Genomic DNA, 19,553 nt, shown 5'->3' with positions numbered 1-19,553 from the left:
TGAAGTTTTGCTTTCGCTTACTTTACAAATTGTTTTTCTTTTTCAGAGAAACTTTTCGATTGTAAAATAAAGTCCTTTAAGTACTCTTTCAAAGCGCTATTTTGCTCAGCATAATGATCTGTAATATATTTTTTATCTTCTTTAATATTCTTTTTGTAACCCGTAATTCCAGGAACATTTTCCTGAATACTTAAGCGGATCAATCGCATTTCAATATTATTTGGTTCGCTTTTGATGGTTGATTCAAGCAATTTTGCACCTTCCTTAAAACGAGCAATTTTGTCATTTAATTTCTTTTCAAACTTTGAGTCCAATAAAATGGAAGCCGCTTTATAAGCGACCAAAGTTTTATCATCATTGTTAGAAACATCAGCCAGTTTTGCTGAAAATTCTTTAGCGTTGCTTTCTGATTTTGTAACGCCAGTATACATTTTTCTGATGGCAGCCAAGTCTGGCGTGCCAGAAAAATTAACCCATAAAAGTAATGTTAATAGCAGTTTCATATCTAAAGTTTTTTATAGACATTGCTTAGTTTCAAAGCAACAGTCTCGTTAAAATAAGTGGTGTTTTTTACTTTCACCAGATTATCTTCAGTAGTTGTAATGTCAAGTTCTAAGCGCAATTCAGGATTTGTTTCCGGATTAATAAGCGCCATGAATTTTACGTTGGCAAGTGTCTGAATCATCAAACTGCTTTTGGTAATGGCTTCCGTAAGTTCCTTAATAATCTGAATCATGCAAACACCTGGCATAATGGGGTTTCCCGGAAAGTGGCCTTTGAAAACTTCGTGTTTTTCATTGACCAAAATCGTAATTGTATATTTAGAATCAGTTGTTTTTTCTTCCGAAAGAACTTTGTAAAAATCTTTTAAAACCATTTTTTTATTTTTTTCCTTCAAAGGCGTAAGAAAGTCCTAATTGAAAATTGACATTGCGATTATAATCCCTAAAAAGTACAGTGTTGCTGCCGTCATTATTATAATAGCTACTTTCTAAAACATCTGCTAACCCTTTTTTAACCCTTCCTTCAATGGTCAGGCCAGAAGGCAGACGATAGGCAACACCAGCTAAAATAGCTACATCATTATATGTTTTTTTTCGAACCAAATTATCATTTACCAAAATATCTAAAGAAGGTCCAAATTGAAATTGAATACCCGGTCCAAATGTAAATTTATTCATCAAACCAAAAGATAAGTAACCCAATTGAAGATCTCGATATTCAATTTTTTTCGAATCACCTTCATAGTAAATTCTGGCAAGATTATCTGCGCCTTCTCTGATGTAAATTATCTCAGGCTGTAATGCGTAATGTTTTTTAATATTTATTTCTCCGAATCCGCCAATGTAAAAATCAGTTTTATAATCAGAATTCATTTCTGAAATATTCGAAAAACTAAAACCTGCTCTTAAACCTGGTTTAAAAGAAGTTTGTGCGTGCCCATTCTGGAATCCAAAAAAAGCGATTATAACAAGTAATAAGTTGCTATACTTCAAGATTATTTTACTTTAAAAGTGTAGCTGATACCAAATTGCAATACCTGATTTAAAATTACCTGATCATAATAATAGTCATCATAATCGATTCCATCGTAACCGTAAATATCAATTAATCCTTGTTTAAACCGGGCTTCAAAAGTTAGTCCGTTTGGTAAGCTGTAGCCAATTCCACCAACAAAAGCCAAATCTGTACCAATTGGGTCATACCCGTATCGGCCAAAATTGTCACTTGTTTTAATGTCAAGAGATGGCCCGGCTAATACATGAAAACCTTGTCCTCCAAAATTAAACTTTGCAACTGCACCAAGTGTTACATAATTTAGTTCATATTTTGTGTCTTTTGGTATTGTATTTTGTCCAGGATTGCCATCAAAATAGGAGCCATCACTTCCTTGTCTTGAATACGTTATTTCAGGCTGAAGGGTAAAATATTTGTTGAATTTTATTTCAACTAAACCCCCAATGTAATAATCAGATTTCATACCGTTGTCATCAATATTGGTTAAGGTTGAAAGATTTAAACCGCCACGAATTCCCGGACTAACTTTAACTTGTGCTTGTGTGGTTGCAAGACCAATCAATAAAACAAAGGCAATTAAGGATATTTTTCTCATTTTGGTTTAGTTTAGGTTAAGATGAACTTTACTCTGATTTAAAATAATTTAGCTCAATTCTCAATTTGATATTCTGATGTAAAATGACAACTTTTTTAGCAAAAATATCGTTTTCTAAAGTAAAAGTAATTGTTATTTTTTCTTTTGTTTTAGAAGAACGAACGAGTTTTTCTAATTTCTGCTCTTTTTTGGAGACGAAAAGATAGTTATCACGATTCCCGTCTGCCGATTTATAAATGTTATCCGATTCGTTTTCGAATTGTTCCTGAATCACGTACTCTTTTTTAAGAAGCAATCTAAAATCTTCTTTCAGCGTATTGATCAGGATTTTTTTATCTAATTCCGAAACAATTGAGTTGACTTTAAAAGTCGTGTCGGAAATCTCAAAATCGAACAATTTGTTACCGAATTCAGTTGTGAAAACCACCCGATGCGTGGTGTCATTTATTTTCTTGGCAATAAAAATTCCAGACATTTCATGACCGTAAACCGTGATGTTGGTTTTGTAAACATAATCGGTTTTGGGTTCAGAAAAATAAGGAACTTCTACCGTTTTTTTGTCTAATTTTTTAGGCGTATAATTTTTAGTGACAGAGCCACAAGAAACCAAAACAATTGCGAGAAAGCAATTAATTAGTAAAAACTGAATCGTCGATTTTTGCATTGATCACTTTATTTTTAAGTACAATTCGGGTATAATCTTCAGATGATTCTAATAGTTTTACCTGAACAACTGTTGCTTCTTCTTTATCGAAAGTCAATTCGATTTGTTTGATGTATTTTTTCAGCGTAGCATCTTTCGGAACAAATTTCGCAATATTTTGTCCTTTTGATTTGAAGTACGAAATGGCAAATTCTTTATCATCAAACATATTGCCGCTCACGCTTCCAACAATTAATTTATTGATGCGTCCAAAGATCTTGCTGTTGCCAATATCAACCGCGCTTTTCTTTCCTTCGTCATTGATCAGGATTTTTCCGTTTTTAAAAACAATGCTGTAATTGTATGGTTTTTTGTATTGCCATTGCAAAAGATTCGGCTCTTTAAAAATCATTTTTCCTGATGTTTCAATGTCTTTGGATAAAAAATCCATATGTTTATATTGAACGAAATCGGTACTTAAAGTTTTTATTTTTTTAGAAACCACATTGACGTCCTGCTTGAAAGATGCAATTTCGGCATCCGTCATTTTTTGTTCCTGAGCAAACAAATTGCCTGAAATAAATAGAATTAGTAGTGCTATTTTAGTTTTCATATTTTTTTAAAATTTTTGCCACTCCCGATAGCTATCGGGATAAATGATTTACACAGATTATAGATAAAATCCGTTTTTATCCGCGTTTTCGCTTTAGCGAATCCGTCTCATCCGCGTTCTATCCCATAAGCTTTAAGATTCAAAAGTTCTTCCACAGAAATCACTTCATATTTGTTTTGCTGTAAAAATTGCAAAAACTGTTCCAATACTAAAACTGAGTGTAATCCTGTGTCGTGCAAAAGTACGATTCCGCCGGGAGAAACCCGTTTTATTATGCGATTGAAAATTAAATTTAGGTCTTTTGTTCCGCCGTCAAGCGAACGAATATTCCAGCCAATTACTTTATGGCCGGTTTTTTTTAAAGCTCGGCGAATCGAAGGTGTTGTAACTCCGTAAGGCGGACGAAAAAAGTTGATTTTTTTTGAAGTGAATTTTTCTAAAATTTCATCCGTTTTTTGAATTTCTTCCCTGATTTTTGCAGCATTATAAAAATCAAAAAATTTTGAATGATTATAAGAATGATTTCCCACCAAATGACCTTCAGCAATAATTTTTTTTACAATTTCCGGATGCTTTTCCACATTTTTTCCAATGCAGAAAAAAGTCGCTTTTGCATTGTATTTTTTCAGAAGATCTAAAACTTCCAAAGTAAAAACACTTGGCCCGTCATCAAAAGTAAGTGCAATTTTTTTTTCTGTTTCCGATGGATTATGGCAGAACGCTTTTATATGATAATTCGAAGAAATTCGGGCAGAACCAAAAGCATTTAGTCCGATCCAGATTAAAATTATTCCGATGAACCATAGTAAATTTATTGCTGTATAGAGATTCAGAAGAAGCAGTAAAAGCAATAAAAAAATAAAGAATAACGAAATGTTTTTATGCGTTATCATTTTGAAAGTAACGTAAAACTATGATTTTTTCCATTTACCTGATTGTACAATAAAATGGTATCGTAAGCTGGTTTAGTAACCGAATTTACTTGTAAGATTTCCGGAATTTCCTGTGTTTTTATAATTTTTGAAGCCATCCACAAAGCAAAAGCCGAAGCTGTATCGTATTCTCCGCTCAAATGTTTGAAGTACAATTGAGGTGTTTGAGCAAAAGCTTTTTCAGTCAGATTTTTGTAATAGGAATCAAAAGTGATATCACCGTCGAAGCCAAAAACAACAGCATCAACGTCTGAAATTTGTAAATTATTGGTCTTTAAAAAAGTGATTAGTTCTGATTCAATTTCGTTTTCTTCGAGTGTATTTATGATTTCGACATCTAAGATTTCTGCGTAAGTCGAATCTTTTCTTTCATTTTCTAAAACAAAAAAACTCGCACCTTCCCCATAAACAACTCCATTTGAATTGCTATTTAAAATATTGGATGGGAGGTCATTTTCTTTTTTGATTCTTCCGGCCAATTTAAAAAGAGACAAAGTATATTCTCCGTTTTCATCTACTCCTCCAACTAGAATCGAATTGGCTTCGTTTTCTTCAATCTGCATTTTAGCATCTAAAAGTGCCGATTCAAAAGAAACCGCTCCGTTTACATACGTAAAATTATAACCTTTGCATTGCAGTGATAAAGCAATTTGAGCTCCAACGGTATTATGCGTCGATTGAATAAATGAAGTTGGAGTTAAAAACTCTTCATTATTATCAAGAATATTTTTCAGGAACTTTTCAGAATCTTCAATGCATCCCAAACCGGTTCCGGTAATAATCGCGTCTACATTTTCGACGTTCGCATCTTTCATGGCCAAGGCCGAAGCTACGATTCCGTTTTTTACTCCTTTTGCCATTCTTCGAATTGCAGCAGGAGAAATATAATCTTTGTAAACCGGAGGAACAATCGAAAGCACCGTTTCGTTTGTGTTAACGACAGCTTCTTCTAAAAAAACAGTATCAAATGTTTTTTGAGTCGAAATACAGCCTACTCCATTTATATATGTTTTTTTCATACGAAGATTATATTTGTTTTTCTAAAGAAAGATTGAATCGTCATTCTTAAAATTGGTTTTAAAAAAGTTTAAAACTACGTAATTTACTTTAAGCTTCTAAAAAAGTCTTTTAACCACAAATTACACAAATTTTCACCAATTAATTTGTGCAATTTGTGGTTAAAATTAAGGTTTTAGTTAATACTGTAGACTCAAAGTCTGCCGATTGTATCCATTGACTTTACGTGCTGAGTAGTTCAGTTTATTAGAATCATGACGATTTCATTAGCTTTTAGAAAATATAAGGGTTGAACAATTTCCTCCAAAACCGAAAGAGTTAGATAAAACGTGTTCGATATTTTTCATTTTTAAGGAAGTCTGTGGTTTCAATTCAAATTCTTCCATCGGAACTTCGAAATTTAAATTCGGATAAACCACACTATTCTGAATCGCCAAAACACTGTAAACAGCTTCAATAGCTGCTGCGGCTGCTAAAGTATGTCCGGTAAAAGGTTTGGTCGAACTGAAATCAGGCACTTTTCCATCTTCATAAATTCGGAGTAAAGCTCTTCCTTCAGATAAATCATTATTGGGAGTTGCGGTTCCGTGAACGTTGATGTAGTCAATTTCAGAGGGATTTAAACCCGAAACTTCAAAAGCTTTTTTCATTGCTAAATAAGCGCCGTCTCCATTTTCTGAAGAAGCAGTTTGATGAAATGCGTCGTTTGCATTTCCGTAACCTGAAACTCTGGCCAACACTTTTTTGTCATATTTCTGAACCATTTCATCTGATTCTAAAACTAAAAAAGCTGCCGCTTCGCCCAGGTTTAATCCTTTACGGGTATTGTCAAAAGGTTTGTTGTAATCGTCAGATAAAATCATCAAAGTTTTGAAACCGTTGATGGTGAATTTTGCCAAAGCATCCGTTCCGCCAACAATAACGCGATCTAATTTTCCGGTTTTGATCAATCGTGCGCCCAACATTATAGAGTTCGCTGCCGATGAACAGGCCGTACTTATAGTGGTAACCATTCCTTTTAAACCTAATTCTTGCGCAATTTTTTCAGCTACATCGCCACCGTCATGACAGGAAATGTATTTTATAAGTTCCGGATTTTCGAAATAATCGTAATAATGTTTTTCGGTCATGTCCATACCGCCCACGCTTGTAGCCGAAATAAGTCCGGTTCTGAATTCGTTTATAGATGTAATTCCGGCATTTTCAACTGCTTGTTTCGCTGCCAAAGTTCCGATCATCGCCGTTCTCGAAAAATTGTTATTTTCAGAAAGCTCTAATTCGTCAACCAATTCTTCATTGGTTTTTTTGATCTCACCAACTTTAATTACATCAGCATGAACAGTCGGAATATTTTGGATTTTGGAAATACCAATTTTATTTTCGATTAACGAAATATAATTTTCTTCGACTGAATTTCCAATCGAAGAGATAATTCCCATTCCGGTTATTGCGATGCCTTTCATGCAATTTTAGATTTATGATTTTAGATTATTAGAACTTTGTCAAAGTTTATTCTCTGATTGTAAATATTAAACACATAGGAACATAGATTTTGAAAACTTAAAAGAAGGCATTTCATTTGTTTAAAAAAACATAGCTATGTGTCTTGATGTAAATGAAATGCCTTTTTTAACAGCTCTTTAAGCTATGTCTCTATGTGTTGAAATAACTTTTTAAAGTTTACTTCGTTCTATTTGCGCTAATGTACGCCGCCATAGTTTCGATTGACTGGAAAATTGATTTTCCTTCTTTCGGATCCACCAATTTAATTCCGTAATCTTTATCTAAAATCACGATTAATTCAAGTGCATCAATCGAGTCTAAACCTAAACCGTCTCCAAACAAAGGATCGTTATCAGCAATGTCTTCGATTGCGATATCTTCTAAGTTTAAAGTCGTGATGATTTTATTTTTTAATTCTTCTTTTAATGCTTCCATGATGAGTTCTTATATAATGTATTGATATTTTCGTTCGTATATTTTGTGTTCTCTTCCTTGCTTATTGTGCAAAGAAACGCTTTGTAATCGTCATTAAAAAATTCTACCCAACCGCAAAGCACAACATCTGCTTTATCCGAATTTAGTAAAATATTCGAATAATTCGACATAAATTCGGTGTTGAAAACATCAAATATAAAGAAAGAATTCTCGCTTTTCAACTGATGGCGGATACTTATTTCCCCCAGACAAATATTTGGCAGCGTATAAACAAAAACTGCCGGACTCGGATAATAGTTTTCTTTGTCTGAAATAGATTCCTGATATTTTACATCGGTATCTAAACTCGAAGATTTATTGGCGAAAACCAAAGCGATATTATTTTCTTGTTCCGAAGAAGTTATCGGACTCAAAAGTAATTCGGCACCTAAAAAAGCCAATTTACTCAAAGCATCCATTTTGAAAAACTTCGGATATTGAATGTCAAAATTGCGATACGCTTGTTTGGAAAAATCAGCAAAATTGGTTGGTTCAATTTTGAATACAGAAGTTCCGTCCAAAACAATTTCGTTGTTTTGGATGGTGATGTAGGATTGTATGCGTGTTTTGTTTTGAGTCATTATTTTGATTTAACACTAATTGCACAAATTTGCACGGATTGTTTTTGAGTTAAAATTACACTAACTAATCTTTGAAAATTAGTTTTATAATTTAAGAAACCCAGGTATGAATAACTTCGGCAATTTTCCACTTTCCAGATTTATTTTCAATTATAATTAAAAAGCCTCTTCCGCATTTTCCACCACCGCAGGAAGCACCGGCGGATAAAATCCCTCTTGTTTTTGTTTTATTGAATTGAATTCTTGATACTGAAATGGTTCCAACGGGAAATAGTACATTACTATTATCGTTTAAGTTCCAATTTTTTTCATGCGGATATTTTGATGCGTTTTGAAAATTAAACTTTTTGTTGTTTTCAAAAGGCTTTAAATCAAATTTGTATTTGTCTGTTTCTTTTGAAACGTCATAAGTATAGGCTGAAATATTAATTTGCTCAACTATCATTTCGGTTTCAAAAGAACTAATTTTCTCTACATCGGTATAAACACCAAGAAGTATTCTTGTTTTGTCATTTTTGATGCTGTCTCTACGATGATAAAATTTTTTTAATTCAGCATGATAACCTGTTGTATCTTCTATGTTTGTTTTAAAATCACGTTTTGGAAATGGTGGAGGAGTAATTATTCTTCGATCCATATAGATAGAATCTACAATTTCAACAAATACACTTTTCATTGCATCTTTTTCGAATCGCAGTTCGTCTACTTTCTTAATTTCTTCTTTTTTACAACCAAAAAAAGAAAGAAGAATTAGAGTTATCAATATGAATTTTGATAATTTCATTTATTTTTAAAATAATTGAACTTGTAAGATTTCTTTACAAGTTGGATTTCTTCTCTTGAACTGTTCTGAATTTCCGAACAGTTCAAACTATTTTATATATAAATTTTCAACGAATTTAATCCGTGAAAATTAGTGTAATCAGTGTTTCACTTTTTCAAAAACAACAGCCGTATTACAACCCCCAAATCCAGAAGCCGTTTTCAGAAAAATTTCAATACTTGCCTCTTCGTTTTTCTGAATAACATTAATCTTTTCACTTACGCCGATTTCATCAAAACCTTTCGATTCAAAAAGTGTATTTTGATTGGCTGATTCAATCGCGATTACGGTTTCCAATAATCCTGAAGCACCCAAAGTATGACCGTAAAATCCTTTTAAACTATTAATAGGAACATTTTGTAAATCCAGACGATTCAAGGCAATCGCTTCCATTTCGTCGTTGAATGGAGTTGCGGTTCCGTGTGCTGAAATATAATCGATTTGATCGGAATTGATTTGCGCTTCTTTCATCGCATTCTGAATACTTCTAAACAAACCTTCGCCAGTTCTTGATGGACCCGAAATATGATTGGCATCGTTTATCGAACTGTCGCCAATAACTTTTATTTTAGCATTTCTGGCTTCTGCCGAAACTAAAACTGCCGCTGTTGCTTCGCCCAAACTTACGCCGGTTCTGTTTTTAGAATAGGGCTTGCAAGGTAAATCGCTCATCGCCTGAAAAGCATTAAAACCAGACAAAACAAATTCTGAAACTTCGTCGCCGGCCACAACAAAAATGGTTTCGTAAAGTTCCGACTGAATCATTCTTTTGGCAACTGAAACTGCTAAAATTCCAGAAACACAAGCATTCGATACTACGATTGGTGTTGTTTGAAATCCGAAGAAATTGGCAATATTTTGAGCCAAAACATCTAAATGTGCGTTTTGAAAACTTTCTTCTGAATCATTTTTTAATGCCGTAACATTTCCTTTTGTAGTTGAAAGTATAAAAGCCGTTTTCGAATTTAACTCAACTCCGGATTTTTTAATCATCGGCTCTAAAGCCAAAATCATCATTTTCTCTAAACGAGAATATTTGGTGTCAGTGCTGATTTTTTCAAAAGCAGTGTTTATTTTTTCATCAGCAATTACAGAAGCATAAAACGGATTCTGCATCAAGGAAATATCCTGATGCAATTGAATTCCGGAATCGCCACGCAAAATCGCTTCGATGTTGGAGTCAACATCAAAACCTAAAGGCGTGATACAATTGGTTTCGTTTATATATACTTCTCTTGTCATTTTGTGATTTTTATTCCTGCAAGGTTTCCAAAACCTTGTAGGTATCTTAAAGCTTTGTCTGGAAAAAATGGCACGCAGATTTAAACAGATTAAAGCAGATTAACGCGGATTTTATAATTTGTGAAAATTCGTGAAATCCGTGTTTTATTTTAAAAGTCCTACTTTACGTTTCCATTCCTCATAAAAAGGAGGATTTGTCAACATTAAGTTTCCTTCTTTGTCTAAAAATACCTGAACGGTTTCGCCAGTGCAGGCTACTTCACCTTGAGCGTCAATAATTCTAAAACGATAAATCATTTTGGCGGCTGGCGTATCGACAACGGTTGTTTCGATCGTTACAACATCGCCGTAACGCAAAGACAATTTGTGTTCGCATTTTGATTTTACAATTGGTGTTGTGTAACCGGTATTGCCAATATCTAAATACGTAAGTCCGTGTTTTCGTCCAAAGGCTTCTCTTCCATCTTCAAAATAGGTAATATAATGGCCGTGCCAAACGATTCCAAGCGGATCAGTTTCGTTAAAACGAATTCTGATTTCGTGCGAAACGGTTAGGGAAGTGGCTTCGTTATACTGTTCTTTTCTTTTTGTCATAAAATAGGGCAATGGAAGTTGTGATTATAAAGAACAAAAATAGCAAACTTATTTTTGGGATGATTTCGACGAATGATCCGTTGCGCAATAACACATCGTAAAAAGCTTCTAATCCCCAATTCATGGGTGATGATTTGGCGATGATTTGCATGATTTTTGGCATCGCAAAAACGGGAACCCAAACACCACCAACGGCGGCTAAAATGATTACGCTCGTTGCGCCAAACGGAGCAGATTGTTCCTGAGTGCTCGCAATAGTTCCTAATAAAATTCCGAAACCAATGGCACCAAAACCTGAAAATAAAGCCACAACACTCATTAAAAACAAATGTCCTTCAACATTTAAGGATGGCAAACCAATATGCGGAAATAAGAATATTGCAACGGCAACCATCATATAAAACTGAATCATACAGATCATTAAATACGTAATGGTTTTTCCGATGATGATAATTAAATTCGAAGTCGGATTGGTCAATAAACGCACAAATGTTCCCTGTGATTTTTCTTTTACAATATTGATAGATAACGGAATCACAATAAAAAATATAGCAAAAAGTGTCCAGGCCGGAACGTTGTGCTGAACCGAATTCGGCAGTACTTCTTTGTTGTTTATTCTTGGAATTATTTCTTTGAAAGTGATGAAACTCTTTTGGTCGAATTGTGCATTTTCTTCGCCCAATTGATTTTGAAAAGTAGTATAAATTGATTTCGTTTCAATCTGAGAAATCATTTTATCAATGGCGTTCATAACCGAAGTTTTGAAACTCATTTGAACAGCCGGATCAAAATACAATTTTACTTCTTTTTGCTGTAAAACTTTCGAAGTTTTTGGTTCGGCAACAGAATCTGTAAAACCCATTTTGCTCACAATGTTCTGTACATTCTGATCTACTTTGGCTTGTAAATCGACACTTAAATCTTTCGGAATTACAATCGCCAATTTGAATTTTCCTTTGTACACATTTTCTTTGGCAATTTCTTCTGTAATAGGCTGATCGTCGATTTGCGTTACAATATCGAATGCATTGTTCTTTTGCAGATTATCAAAAACGGTTTTTGAAACAGAACCTTTGTCGTTGTCAACCAATAAGATCTGAATTTTATTGTCGCTTACGGTTTTAAAGGTACTATCCTGAATGATAGTAACCGTGATTACCAATATCAAAGGCATGATGAACAGAATAATCAAACCGCCTAAATCACGTTTTAGCAGTAAAAATTCTTTTACAATGGACATCCAAATTTTATATAGCATCTCTAAAGTCTTTACCGGTTAATGAAATAAAAACTTCTTCGAGATTTCTTGCTTCTTCGACAGACGCAATCAAAGTGGACGGCGTGCCTTGGGCGTAAATCCGGCCTTGATCCAAAATGGCAATCGTGTCGCAAAAATCTTCGGCTTCAGCCAAATGATGCGACGTATAAATAATCGTTGTTCCGTTTTGATTTAATACTTTTAAATAATCCAAAATAGCATTTTTAGATTGTACATCAACACCAACGGTTGGTTCATCCAAAAACAAAACTTTCGGATTGTGCAGAATTCCGGCAATCAAATTGACCCTGCGTTTCATTCCGCCAGAAAAGGTTTCAATGCGTTTGTCGGCGAATTTTAAAAGTCCCAAAAGATCTAAAGTTTCGATTACTTTGTCTTTTAAATAAGAACCTTTCAAACCGTACATACTTCCAAAATAATGCAGATTTTCTCGTGCTGTCAAAGTTGGGTACAACGCATATTCCTGAGGAACAACGCCAATAATTTTTTTGATTTTGGCAGAATGATGCGAATAATCCAGATCATTAATCGTGAAATGTCCTGAAGTTGGTTTGATCAATCCGCAGAGCATGGAGATTAAAGTAGTTTTTCCGGCGCCGTTTGGTCCTAGTAAACCAAAAATCTGACCTTCATTTATTTCCAGCGAAACGTTGTTCAAAGAAAACATTTCTGCGTCTTTGTACTTTTTCGAAAGGGATTCTATTTTTATAATGGAATTCAAAATATAGTTAGCTGATTGCTTTTTTTAGTTTTTTGAAAAAGATTTCTTCGCGATTCGCGATGTCCAAAAGCTCATCTGCAATGGCGTTGTAAGCGTCTTCTTTGGCGCTTCTGTTTTTGTAAATTCGGGAAGCTTCAACGGCAAAATCTCTCCAGGAATCTCCAATTTGTGTCATTTCTTTCGAAAGATTTTTCAATTCTTCATTACCTAAAATAACCGAAGCTTCTTGTAAAAATGCAGCGTAAATAAATCGGAAACCACCGCCTCCGGTTCCAATTTCTTCCTGCATGCGTACCATTTGCGCCAGATAATGATTGGCTTTTCTGACACCGTGTTTTGCCGGCCATTTTCTGATTCGGCGGGAAACAAATTTAATTCCATTGACACCTACAATTGGCATTGGCGCCAGCATAGTACGACAGGTATCTTTAATTCCTTTGATGATCGCACTTTTAAAATCAACTTCACCCGGAACCTGAATTGGATAATACATCTGTCCTCTTGGCGCAAAAGCACCCTTAGCAAAACGTACTTTCTCCAGTTCGTCGTGTGTTAAAGTTGTAACGGTTTCCATCACAGGATCGCTGATCAGATAATCGGTTTCGGTTTTTCCGTAAACGACTAAATTATGCGCGTTGAAATGAAAACGGTATTCATCCGGGAAATAACTCAAATTGTAAACACCAACTTGTAAACCAGTTGGAATATTATTTTTTAAATTTTCGTCTAAAGCCTGAGTGGCAGTTGAAACAGAAGAAAATTTTTGTCTTTTTATTTTAAGATTTAATCGGCTTGCGACTTTATTAAAAATCTGTCCCGGCAAAGTTCTATAACTGATGGCCGGCGCGTGATTCACTTTTATAAAAGGCAAATACACAAACAAAAGTCCGGAACCAATTCCGAAAACCATCGGTTCGCTGATGTTCAGTCCACTGTTTTTTAGCAAATTTGACGCTACTCCATTTTCACAATGAGCAGATTGATGGTGTGTAAAAGTAACTTGCATTAATCTGTTTTAAAGTTTTTTAATTCGGCTATTGAAATGTCAAAAGCGTCGGCATATTTTTGTAAAGTCTTGTCGTTTAGTTTAGCGAAAACAGTCGGTTTAAAATGTCTTTTTACACGCCATTTCCACATATCAACATAACCGGCAAGAATTGTAAGATCCATTTTGTTGAGCTCCATATAATAGCAAATCGGACTAACTTCTCCAATCTGAACTTTTAGTTTTGCTTCTTCTGCACGTTCTTTTATGTCATCGATCGCGTTCGAAAGCGCAATGGCTTTTGGTTCCCAACCCGTACTTAAAGCGGTTGTGTAATTGCCATTTTCATCGGTAGCATAAACCAATTCTTTGAGGTTCTTTTTGCTTAAATTTCCATCGTGCTGAGGTACATTTTCTTTTTCCATGACGGGTTTTATTTTCGATTTAGCATTAAGTTGCTGCAGAAATCGTCTTTTGAATAAACAAATTAATTTCGCATTCTAAAAGTATTTGGTCTTCGAGTAAGCTTTCACAGCTCATCGTGCATAAAGTATAATCGTCGCCAACAAATTTTGATACCAAAGTTGCTTTGGTTGTAATTGTGTCGTTAACTTTTGGCAATGAATATATTTTTACATTTTTTAACGAGCTGATAAAACCTATAACGCTAACATTCTCATTTTCTGTGCCATCATCCTCAAAAAAATACTTTTTGCCGACGATTGCTGAACAAGTCTGGGCTGTATTTTCGATTAAACCGGCTTCTGTAAAAATGTTTTTATCGACAAAAATATTGTCTTCTTGGATGAAAAATATGGTTTTTACGAAATTGGCATCGATATCTAAAATCAAATCGACCATCAGCATCGGAGCGCGATGAGGCAAGTAATTTTGAATGTCAATTCCCACTATCATATTCTTGATTATTTGGCTAAAACGGTTTTCATTTGTCCGCTTGCAATTTCTTCATTATTCAAAAAAGTCACAATATCAACCAAAGTGATGCCGCCAAATTCCTGTAAAATCGTTATGGTCGATTGAATCGTATCGTCGATTTGTGGCAGTTTTTTAATTTCGATATCTTTAATAGAACCGATGTAACCTGTTGGTGCAATTTCGTTTTTCAAAAAAAACTGATAACCGGTGTGCAAAGCCACAGACTGCGCCATATGTTCGATTAAACCTGCTTCAAGAAAAGTATTTTCTTCTAAAAAAATATTGTCATCCTGAATTCTCAACCCTGCAACCAATGAGGTTTCAGAATAAGAAAATAGTCGATCTACCATTACAAAAGGAAACTTTTGTGGTACTAAATTCCCAACCGCTTCTTTTTCTAAAAGTATAGTAGTTTCCATTAGCAAACCGTTAAATAGGCATACGCAAATGAGAATCTTCCACTTTCAGGAACAGACAATAAAATGCGGTCTCCTTTTTTTAATTTTCCTGAATACATTAATTCTTCAAGCGCAATATAAATCGAAGCTGATCCCACATTTCCAACTCTCAAAAGGTTCATAAACCATTTTTCATCAGTAATTACAATTCCTTTTTCATTTAAGCCATTTTTCAATCCTTCAACAAAAAAGTTAGACGAAACGTGTGGTAAAAAATAATCAACCTCTTCTGCTGTAACATTGTGCTTTGCCATAGCTTCGCTCATACTTTCAACACCTTTTGGCAAGATGAATTCGTCCAGTAATTTCACATCCTGTTTCACAGCAAAAACAGATTCGTTCAACCACTCATCTGGTTTGTAATCACTCCACGGTTTGATTTCGCCGTTTTCTAATTTATCTCCACCAGCGTACATACAAGTTTCTAATTCGAAGGCATAAGAATAGGATTCCATCCATTCGATTTTTAGAGAAATGTCTCCGCTTGGTTTATTTTCTAATAAAAAAGCACCGGCTCCGTCAGATAACATCCAACGTAAAAAATCTTTTTTGAAAGCGATAATAGGCTGCGCTTCCAGATTTTTTAAGTTGATGATTTCGTGATTGTATTTTTGTGCCGAAAGCCAGGTTGAAACTTTTTCAGATCCTGTACAGATGGCATTTTTAGAATTTCCAGATCGAACTGAAAGAAAGCCATATTTCAGGGCGTTCATTCCAGAACAACAGATTCCAGTCGAAGAATTCAATTCTACCGATTTATTTTTTAGCAAACCGTGAACCATTGCGGCGTGTGACGGCGCAAAAACATCTGGCGATGAAGTTCCACAGGAAAGTACTTCTAAATCCTGATCTGAGAATTTTTCATCAAATAATTGCACAACCGCATTCCGCGTCAATTCGGCATTGCTGTGTGTGCTTTTACCTTCTTTGTCGACAGCGTAATAGCGGCTTGTAATTTTATTATTACGCAAAATAATACGTCTTGCTTTTGAGGCAGTATCATTTATAAGTCCCAAATAGTTTTCCATTTCATCGTTTGAAACAGCTTCGTTGGGTAAATATTTTGCGGCTTTGGTAATATATACGTCAAACATAATTTAATTTCCTCTTCTAAACTCCCTGATAATATTGAGTTTCCTTTTTTATTTTTTTGAACTTAAATGGATAGGTAATAAGATGCAATATATAGACTATTGGCGAGATTAGCCATATAGCTAAGAATAAATAAACATAAAATATTTTAAGAAGCGTTTTTCTGTTTTTTTGATTTTTATGAATGATATTAGACCATTTATTAAAGATTTTGTTCGCTGTTTTATCTACCGTAACTAAATATGAACTGATTTTTACAGCTCCAATTTCGGCTAATTTTGGTTGTAAATCGTCTAAATTGTTTTGATTGAATTGAGCAAGTATTACTCCTCCAAATTTATCCGATTCCTGAATGTCTTTGTCAGAAACTCCAGGCAGTGGAAAAAAGCCTAAATATTTTTTCTTTACTCCTGAAAACATCCAGTTTACAATCGTAATCACGCTGATTAAATTTCCAACGCGATCGACCAAAGCTACATTTCCAACCAATTTTGCATTTACATCACGCAATAAAACTTTGACTTTTTCCTGCGCCATAATCCACATATTTCGGGATCCGTTTATGGTAACGACAGGCGTGTTGCTCAGAATAGTTTTGGCTTCGGGACTTTTCAAAAAAGAGTTCATCGGGATGGATGGCGATAAATACCAAACCTGATAATGCAGCAGCACAAGATCGTATTTTGTATTCAGAATTTCCTCAGCAACCGGTTTTAAGGCTGTCGGAATTTGTAAAAATGATTCTGGAAAAGCATCAAAAAAAGTGGTTTTATTCCACGGAAAAGGAAAAGGTTTTTCTAACTCAATTTCGTGAAAAGTTACTTTTATTTCCTCTGAGTTTAAAAAGGGTTTTGCAATATTTCGCGCAATCGATTCTAGTTGCCCGGATTGAGAATAAAAAATAACGAGGACATTTTTCATTTGATTAGGAAGCTTTGGTTGCAAACAAAAATAAGTAAATTTATTTAAACGAATTTTCTTGTTTAATGGAATGTTTTTTCGCCACGAATTCACGAATTTATTTTTAATCAAATTATGATAATTCGTGAATTCGTGGCGAAAAAACTAGCTTTTTATATCATTCCAAAAATCGAAATAATTGAACCATTGCAGAGGATATTTTTGCAGAATGCTTTCGACGCTTTTTACATATTCCTGTAATAATCCTTTTTCGTCGCGATGTTTTACGGTTGCTTCTCGGGCGTATAAATGATAATGCAGATTGGGTTCTTTCATTACGTAAACAAAAACAACGGGTACTTTTAATCGTGAAGCAATCAAAAAAGGACCAGCCGGGAAGTTGGCTTCTTTGCCCAAAATTTCTGTTGAAAGTGATTTGGTTCCTTCAAAATAACGATCCCCGGTAAAACAAACTAATTCGTTGTTAGCGAGTGCAGCATTGATCTCAAAAATATGAGACAGATCGTCTTTGATGATGATGAATTTTACGGTAGGTTTTTGTGTAACACTCTCCAGATAATTTTTAATAGCCGAATGTTCTAAATCTGTGGTGACCAAATTTATTTGAAATTCAAGATCGATATCGCCCAAAAAGTGTTCGGCAATTTCAAAATTTCCAACATGTGCACTGATTAAAACCCCGCCTTTTTTCTCGGCCAAAAGTTTTTTTAGAGTTTCTATTCCGTCAAACTCGTAAGTGAATTTGTTTCGCATTCCTGCCGAAATCGAAATTTTGTCAATAATAGTCTGCCCAAAAGTGTAGTAACTTTTGAAAACCATTTTTTTTGCTTGAAAATTGGAATAGTGGAGTCTTTCTTTAAAATAATAAAAAATAGCGCGATTGCTCTTTTTTAGAAATAAAAAGTAATAAGAAGCAACCAAATAAAGCAGGACATAAGCAGACTTGACACCCGCTTTTTGTATCAAAAAAACGAATATTCTATAGCCTAAAACTGTTCCTTTTGATTTGCCATCCCATTGACTCATTAAGCAGTTTTTGCTTTTATTTTGGTTTCAATAAGGTCGTAAAAATTTTGAAAAGTCGCAATTCCAACAAAATCAGCTTCAACTAGTTTTACACCAAAGTTAGATTCAATTGAAACTACTAAATCAACATAATCCAAACTATCCAACCCAAGTGTATCTTTTAAATTAGCATCTGGTTCAATTTCATCATTATCTACTTCAAATTCATCAACCAAAAAACCATTAATTCTCGTTATAATTTCTTCTTTATTCATTGTTCAATTTAAACTTTTTAACCACCAACGCAGAGTTGGTTCCTCCGAAACCGAAAGAATTGGACAAAAATATGTCAAATTTTTTGTTTAAAGTAGTTTTGACCAAATTTAATTTAGAAGCATCTTCATCAGGATTATCCAAATTGATGTTCGGCGCAATGAAATCATGCTGCATCATCAAAATTGAATAAATCACTTCACTGGCTCCGGCCATCCAGCATTCGTGGCCAGTCATTGATTTAGTGGAACTTACGTATGGATTTTTTTCTCCAAAAACTTCAAAGATCGCTTTGGCTTCATTTCCGTCTCCAACCGGAGTTGAAGTGGCATGCGCATTAATGTATTCGATGTCTGTTGCTTTTAATTGTGCGTCGTCAAGCGCTCGTTGCATGGCTATAGACGGGCCTTCAACATTTGGAGTCGAAATGTGACCTCCGTTGGATGAGAATCCGTAACCTACTACTTCGGCAATAATATTGGCTCCCCTCGCAATGGCTGATTCGTAACTTTCCAAAATCAAAGTAGCACCTCCGCCTGACGGAATCAATCCGTCGCGGTCAGCATCAAAAGGTCTTGACGCTTTTTCAGGTTCGTTTTCCCTGTTTGAAAAAACGCCCAAACCATCAAAACTACTCATCGCATATTTGTTGATTTCCTGAGCTCCACCGGTAATAATAATATCCTGAAAACCGCTTTTTATTAAGAAATAGGCCAATCCAATAGAATGTGAGCCGCTCGCGCAGGCTGCACTTACCGTTAAATTGATGCCTCGAAGTTTAAAAATTGTCGAAAGATTCATCGTAACCGTCGAATTCATCGATTTGAAAATGGCTCCGGAACCTATTAAAGCAGTGTCTTTTTTCTCACGAACAATATCTGTAGCATCAATAATGGCTTTAGAAACACTGTCGTTTCCGTACATGATGCCCACTTCACGGGCATCAAAAAACGCTTCGTCGATATTGGCATTTTTCAATGCTTCGATGGTTGCCATATAAGCATATTCGGTTTCTTCACCAATGCTCATACGTTGTCTTCGGGTCAATAAATTTTTTAGATCTGCTTTAGGAACAACGCCCGTTAAAGCCGATTGGAAACCAAATTCTTTTCTATCAGCATCAAACTGAATACCCGATTTTCCGTTGTATAAAGATTCCTTTACTTCATCTAAAGAAGTTCCGATACATGAATAAATTCCCATTCCAGTAATTACAACTCTCTTATTCATTGTCTTTTAAAGTAATTTTTTATCCGTTAGATGTAATTTTAATCACGTTCAATTTTTTTTAATTATTCTTTATTGGCTTCTAAAATAGCTTAACGCAATGTACTTTAATGTATTTCGC

25 protein-coding genes are annotated in these 19,553 nt (G+C 34.7%); all 25 read right to left on the bottom strand.

What is annotated here, in order from left to right; genetic code table 11:
* Window positions 1-17 precede the first annotated feature (17 nt).
* On the bottom strand, window positions 18-503 hold the full coding sequence (locus tag B0A65_RS06040; protein WP_074660064.1) for a hypothetical protein: 486 nt from the start codon (window positions 501-503) through the stop codon (window positions 18-20).
* Between the two features lie 2 nt (window positions 504-505).
* The gene (locus B0A65_RS06035) at window positions 506-877 is read right to left on the bottom strand and encodes a 3-hydroxyacyl-ACP dehydratase (protein WP_074660293.1); all 372 of its coding nucleotides are present in this window, start codon (window positions 875-877) and stop codon (window positions 506-508) included.
* Window positions 878-881: 4 nt separating this feature from the next.
* Window positions 882-1,496 (bottom strand): outer membrane beta-barrel protein, encoded by a 615-nt coding sequence (locus B0A65_RS06030; protein WP_074660063.1) that lies wholly within the window; start codon window positions 1,494-1,496, stop codon window positions 882-884.
* A 2-nt stretch (window positions 1,497-1,498) separates the two neighbouring features.
* Window positions 1,499-2,113, bottom strand: coding sequence for a porin family protein (locus B0A65_RS06025; protein WP_074660062.1), 615 nt, complete (start codon window positions 2,111-2,113; stop codon window positions 1,499-1,501).
* 28 nt (window positions 2,114-2,141) lie between these two features.
* The gene (locus B0A65_RS06020) at window positions 2,142-2,777 is read right to left on the bottom strand and encodes a hypothetical protein (RefSeq protein WP_074660061.1); all 636 of its coding nucleotides are present in this window, start codon (window positions 2,775-2,777) and stop codon (window positions 2,142-2,144) included.
* Complete coding sequence (locus B0A65_RS06015; protein ID WP_074660060.1) at window positions 2,743-3,369, bottom strand: outer membrane lipoprotein carrier protein LolA; 627 nt, start codon at window positions 3,367-3,369, stop codon at window positions 2,743-2,745. The genes B0A65_RS06020 and B0A65_RS06015 overlap by 35 nt, the downstream gene beginning before the upstream one ends.
* 107 nt (window positions 3,370-3,476) lie before the next feature.
* On the bottom strand, window positions 3,477-4,262 hold the full coding sequence (locus tag B0A65_RS06010; protein WP_074660059.1) for a polysaccharide deacetylase family protein: 786 nt from the start codon (window positions 4,260-4,262) through the stop codon (window positions 3,477-3,479).
* Window positions 4,259-5,320, bottom strand: a complete 1,062-nt coding sequence (locus tag B0A65_RS06005; protein ID WP_074660058.1) for a beta-ketoacyl synthase N-terminal-like domain-containing protein — start codon at window positions 5,318-5,320, stop codon at window positions 4,259-4,261. Before B0A65_RS06005 ends, B0A65_RS06010 begins: the two co-directional genes overlap by 4 nt.
* A 264-nt stretch (window positions 5,321-5,584) precedes the next feature.
* Window positions 5,585-6,781 carry a beta-ketoacyl-[acyl-carrier-protein] synthase family protein gene (locus B0A65_RS06000; protein ID WP_074660057.1) on the bottom strand — a complete coding sequence of 399 codons (1,197 nt, stop codon included), beginning with the start codon at window positions 6,779-6,781 and terminating at the stop codon, window positions 5,585-5,587.
* Window positions 6,782-6,998: 217 nt separating this feature from the next.
* The gene (locus B0A65_RS05995) at window positions 6,999-7,256 is read right to left on the bottom strand and encodes a phosphopantetheine-binding protein (RefSeq protein ID WP_026727250.1); all 258 of its coding nucleotides are present in this window, start codon (window positions 7,254-7,256) and stop codon (window positions 6,999-7,001) included.
* Window positions 7,244-7,876: a 3-oxoacyl-ACP synthase gene (locus B0A65_RS05990; protein ID WP_074660056.1), complete on the bottom strand. Its 633-nt coding sequence runs from the start codon at window positions 7,874-7,876 to the stop codon at window positions 7,244-7,246. Before B0A65_RS05990 ends, B0A65_RS05995 begins: the two co-directional genes overlap by 13 nt.
* Window positions 7,877-7,967: 91 nt before the next feature.
* Window positions 7,968-8,660 carry a hypothetical protein gene (locus B0A65_RS05985; protein ID WP_074660055.1) on the bottom strand — a complete coding sequence of 231 codons (693 nt, stop codon included), beginning with the start codon at window positions 8,658-8,660 and terminating at the stop codon, window positions 7,968-7,970.
* Window positions 8,661-8,798: 138 nt separating this feature from the next.
* The gene (locus B0A65_RS05980) at window positions 8,799-9,941 is read right to left on the bottom strand and encodes a beta-ketoacyl synthase N-terminal-like domain-containing protein (protein ID WP_074660054.1); all 1,143 of its coding nucleotides are present in this window, start codon (window positions 9,939-9,941) and stop codon (window positions 8,799-8,801) included.
* Window positions 9,942-10,085: 144 nt separating this feature from the next.
* Window positions 10,086-10,535, bottom strand: a complete 450-nt coding sequence (locus tag B0A65_RS05975) for an acyl-CoA thioesterase (RefSeq protein WP_074660053.1) — start codon at window positions 10,533-10,535, stop codon at window positions 10,086-10,088.
* On the bottom strand, window positions 10,510-11,793 hold the full coding sequence (locus tag B0A65_RS05970) for an ABC transporter permease (protein WP_074660052.1): 1,284 nt from the start codon (window positions 11,791-11,793) through the stop codon (window positions 10,510-10,512). The genes B0A65_RS05975 and B0A65_RS05970 overlap by 26 nt, the downstream gene beginning before the upstream one ends.
* Window positions 11,783-12,481, bottom strand: coding sequence for an ABC transporter ATP-binding protein (locus B0A65_RS05965; protein WP_074660292.1), 699 nt, complete (start codon window positions 12,479-12,481; stop codon window positions 11,783-11,785). Before B0A65_RS05965 ends, B0A65_RS05970 begins: the two co-directional genes overlap by 11 nt.
* Before the next feature lie 61 nt (window positions 12,482-12,542).
* Entirely contained in the window at window positions 12,543-13,541 is a 999-nt protein-coding gene (locus B0A65_RS05960) for a BtrH N-terminal domain-containing protein (RefSeq protein WP_074660051.1), read from the bottom strand.
* Window positions 13,541-13,945, bottom strand: a complete 405-nt coding sequence (locus B0A65_RS05955; protein WP_074660050.1) for a hypothetical protein — start codon at window positions 13,943-13,945, stop codon at window positions 13,541-13,543. The genes B0A65_RS05960 and B0A65_RS05955 overlap by 1 nt, the downstream gene beginning before the upstream one ends.
* Window positions 13,946-13,970: 25 nt before the next feature.
* A complete protein-coding gene (locus tag B0A65_RS05950; RefSeq protein ID WP_074660049.1) occupies window positions 13,971-14,435 on the bottom strand; it encodes an ABC transporter permease in 465 nt (154 codons plus the stop codon).
* 8 nt (window positions 14,436-14,443) lie between these two features.
* A complete protein-coding gene (locus B0A65_RS05945; protein ID WP_074660048.1) occupies window positions 14,444-14,875 on the bottom strand; it encodes a hypothetical protein in 432 nt (143 codons plus the stop codon).
* Window positions 14,875-16,008, bottom strand: coding sequence for a beta-ketoacyl-ACP synthase III (locus tag B0A65_RS05940; RefSeq protein WP_074660047.1), 1,134 nt, complete (start codon window positions 16,006-16,008; stop codon window positions 14,875-14,877). Before B0A65_RS05940 ends, B0A65_RS05945 begins: the two co-directional genes overlap by 1 nt.
* Window positions 16,009-16,024: 16 nt before the next feature.
* On the bottom strand, window positions 16,025-16,927 hold the full coding sequence (locus B0A65_RS05935) for an NADPH-dependent FMN reductase family protein (RefSeq protein ID WP_074660291.1): 903 nt from the start codon (window positions 16,925-16,927) through the stop codon (window positions 16,025-16,027).
* Between the two features lie 144 nt (window positions 16,928-17,071).
* The gene (locus B0A65_RS05930; protein WP_074660046.1) at window positions 17,072-17,953 is read right to left on the bottom strand and encodes an LpxL/LpxP family acyltransferase; all 882 of its coding nucleotides are present in this window, start codon (window positions 17,951-17,953) and stop codon (window positions 17,072-17,074) included.
* On the bottom strand, window positions 17,953-18,207 hold the full coding sequence (locus B0A65_RS05925; protein WP_026982485.1) for an acyl carrier protein: 255 nt from the start codon (window positions 18,205-18,207) through the stop codon (window positions 17,953-17,955). The genes B0A65_RS05930 and B0A65_RS05925 overlap by 1 nt, the downstream gene beginning before the upstream one ends.
* Window positions 18,200-19,435 (bottom strand): beta-ketoacyl-[acyl-carrier-protein] synthase family protein, encoded by a 1,236-nt coding sequence (locus B0A65_RS05920; protein ID WP_074660045.1) that lies wholly within the window; start codon window positions 19,433-19,435, stop codon window positions 18,200-18,202. The genes B0A65_RS05925 and B0A65_RS05920 overlap by 8 nt, the downstream gene beginning before the upstream one ends.
* Window positions 19,436-19,553 lie beyond the last annotated feature (118 nt).

Origin of the sequence: Flavobacterium frigidimaris (assembly GCF_002217275.1) — a bacterium.
Taxonomy (GTDB): Bacteria; Bacteroidota; Bacteroidia; order Flavobacteriales; family Flavobacteriaceae; genus Flavobacterium; species Flavobacterium aquidurense.
The sequence above is the reverse complement of the archived record's forward strand: the minus strand, read 5'-3'. Positions and strand labels throughout refer to the sequence as shown.

Bases quoted from the DNA above. Each gene is read 5' to 3' on its own strand.
- B0A65_RS06040 (WP_074660064.1), bottom strand. From the start codon at position 503: ATGAAACTGCTATTAACATTACTTTTATGGGTTAATTTTTCTGGCACG.
- B0A65_RS06035 (WP_074660293.1), bottom strand. From the start codon at position 877: ATGGTTTTAAAAGATTTTTACAAAGTTCTTTCGGAAGAAAAAACAACT.
- B0A65_RS06025 (WP_074660062.1), bottom strand. From the start codon at position 2,113: ATGAGAAAAATATCCTTAATTGCCTTTGTTTTATTGATTGGTCTTGCA.
- B0A65_RS06020 (WP_074660061.1), bottom strand. From the start codon at position 2,777: ATGCAAAAATCGACGATTCAGTTTTTACTAATTAATTGCTTTCTCGCA.
- B0A65_RS06015 (WP_074660060.1), bottom strand. From the start codon at position 3,369: ATGAAAACTAAAATAGCACTACTAATTCTATTTATTTCAGGCAATTTG.
- B0A65_RS06010 (WP_074660059.1), bottom strand. From the start codon at position 4,262: ATGATAACGCATAAAAACATTTCGTTATTCTTTATTTTTTTATTGCTT.
- B0A65_RS06005 (WP_074660058.1), bottom strand. From the start codon at position 5,320: ATGAAAAAAACATATATAAATGGAGTAGGCTGTATTTCGACTCAAAAA.
- B0A65_RS06000 (WP_074660057.1), bottom strand. From the start codon at position 6,781: ATGAAAGGCATCGCAATAACCGGAATGGGAATTATCTCTTCGATTGGA.
- B0A65_RS05995 (WP_026727250.1), bottom strand. From the start codon at position 7,256: ATGGAAGCATTAAAAGAAGAATTAAAAAATAAAATCATCACGACTTTA.
- B0A65_RS05990 (WP_074660056.1), bottom strand. From the start codon at position 7,876: ATGACTCAAAACAAAACACGCATACAATCCTACATCACCATCCAAAAC.
- B0A65_RS05985 (WP_074660055.1), bottom strand. From the start codon at position 8,660: ATGAAATTATCAAAATTCATATTGATAACTCTAATTCTTCTTTCTTTT.
- B0A65_RS05980 (WP_074660054.1), bottom strand. From the start codon at position 9,941: ATGACAAGAGAAGTATATATAAACGAAACCAATTGTATCACGCCTTTA.
- B0A65_RS05975 (WP_074660053.1), bottom strand. From the start codon at position 10,535: ATGACAAAAAGAAAAGAACAGTATAACGAAGCCACTTCCCTAACCGTT.
- B0A65_RS05970 (WP_074660052.1), bottom strand. From the start codon at position 11,793: ATGCTATATAAAATTTGGATGTCCATTGTAAAAGAATTTTTACTGCTA.
- B0A65_RS05965 (WP_074660292.1), bottom strand. From the start codon at position 12,481: ATGTTTTCTTTGAACAACGTTTCGCTGGAAATAAATGAAGGTCAGATT.
- B0A65_RS05960 (WP_074660051.1), bottom strand. From the start codon at position 13,541: ATGCAAGTTACTTTTACACACCATCAATCTGCTCATTGTGAAAATGGA.
- B0A65_RS05955 (WP_074660050.1), bottom strand. From the start codon at position 13,945: ATGGAAAAAGAAAATGTACCTCAGCACGATGGAAATTTAAGCAAAAAG.
- B0A65_RS05950 (WP_074660049.1), bottom strand. From the start codon at position 14,435: ATGATAGTGGGAATTGACATTCAAAATTACTTGCCTCATCGCGCTCCG.
- B0A65_RS05945 (WP_074660048.1), bottom strand. From the start codon at position 14,875: ATGGAAACTACTATACTTTTAGAAAAAGAAGCGGTTGGGAATTTAGTA.
- B0A65_RS05940 (WP_074660047.1), bottom strand. From the start codon at position 16,008: ATGTTTGACGTATATATTACCAAAGCCGCAAAATATTTACCCAACGAA.
- B0A65_RS05935 (WP_074660291.1), bottom strand. From the start codon at position 16,927: ATGAAAAATGTCCTCGTTATTTTTTATTCTCAATCCGGGCAACTAGAA.
- B0A65_RS05930 (WP_074660046.1), bottom strand. From the start codon at position 17,953: ATGAGTCAATGGGATGGCAAATCAAAAGGAACAGTTTTAGGCTATAGA.
- B0A65_RS05925 (WP_026982485.1), bottom strand. From the start codon at position 18,207: ATGAATAAAGAAGAAATTATAACGAGAATTAATGGTTTTTTGGTTGAT.
- B0A65_RS05920 (WP_074660045.1), bottom strand. From the start codon at position 19,435: ATGAATAAGAGAGTTGTAATTACTGGAATGGGAATTTATTCATGTATC.